The organism is Undibacterium sp. Xuan67W, assembly GCF_049340165.1.
Lineage (GTDB): Bacteria > Pseudomonadota > Gammaproteobacteria > Burkholderiales > Burkholderiaceae_D > Undibacterium.
Genome location: NZ_JBMPPN010000055.1, coordinates 1 through 1068, shown reverse-complemented (window position 1 = coordinate 1068; position 1068 = coordinate 1). Strand labels below are relative to the sequence as shown.

The following is a 1068-nucleotide window of genomic DNA, read 5'->3' as shown; positions in this document are numbered from 1 at the left end:
GGCATGACCATTTCTTTGTCTTTCGGCAACTCGATCGAACCAGTCACGTCCGTTGTACGGAAGTAGAATTGTGGACGGTAGTTGTTGAAGAATGGTGTATGACGACCGCCTTCGTCCTTGGACAGGACGTAGATTTCACCAGTGAAGTGGCTATGTGGCTTGATGGAGCCTGGTTTTGCCAACACTTGACCACGCTGGATGTCTTCACGCTTAGTACCACGCAGCAAGACGCCAACGTTGTCGCCTGCTTGACCTTGGTCGAGCAGTTTGCGGAACATTTCAACACCAGTACAGGTTGTTTTAACAGTGTCTTTGATGCCGATGATTTCGATTTCTTCGCCGACTTTGACAATACCGCGCTCGATACGACCTGTTACAACCGTACCGCGACCGGAGATGGAGAAGACGTCTTCTACTGGCAACAGGAAGGCGCCGTCAACAGCGCGTTCTGGTGTTGGGATATAGCTGTCTAATGCATCAGCAAGTTTCATGATGGCTTCTTCGCCCAATGGTCCTTTGTCGCCTTCGAGGGCGAGCTTTGCGGAACCTTGGATGATTGGCAAGTCGTCGCCTGGGAATTCGTATTTGGACAGTAACTCACGAACTTCCATTTCGACCAGTTCCAGCAACTCAGCATCATCTACCATGTCGCATTTGTTCAGGAAGACGATGATGTACGGAACACCAACTTGACGTGCCAACAGGATGTGTTCACGTGTTTGTGGCATTGGGCCGTCTGCTGCGGAGCATACCAAGATCGCGCCATCCATTTGCGCCGCGCCAGTAATCATGTTTTTAACATAATCAGCATGGCCTGGACAGTCAACGTGGGCGTAGTGACGGCCAGCTGTTTCGTATTCTACGTGGGCTGTATTGATGGTAATACCGCGCGCTTTTTCTTCTGGCGCTGCATCGATCTGGTCGTAGGCTTTGGCTTCGCCGCCAAATTTCTTGGACAATACTGTCGCAATCGCTGCTGTCAGAGTGGTTTTACCGTGATCAACGTGACCAATTGTGCCTACGTTGACGTGCGGCTTGGTGCGTTCAAACTTACCTTTTGCCATTTTA

At 50.7% G+C, this 1068-nt stretch carries 1 protein-coding gene; it reads right to left on the bottom strand.

All coding sequences use genetic code 11. The features are described from left to right. On the bottom strand, positions 1-1064 hold a 1064-nt coding region (tuf, locus tag ACO0LE_RS20215), incomplete at its 3' end, for an elongation factor Tu (RefSeq protein ID WP_422962121.1). Between the last annotated feature and the right edge of the window lie 4 nt (positions 1065-1068).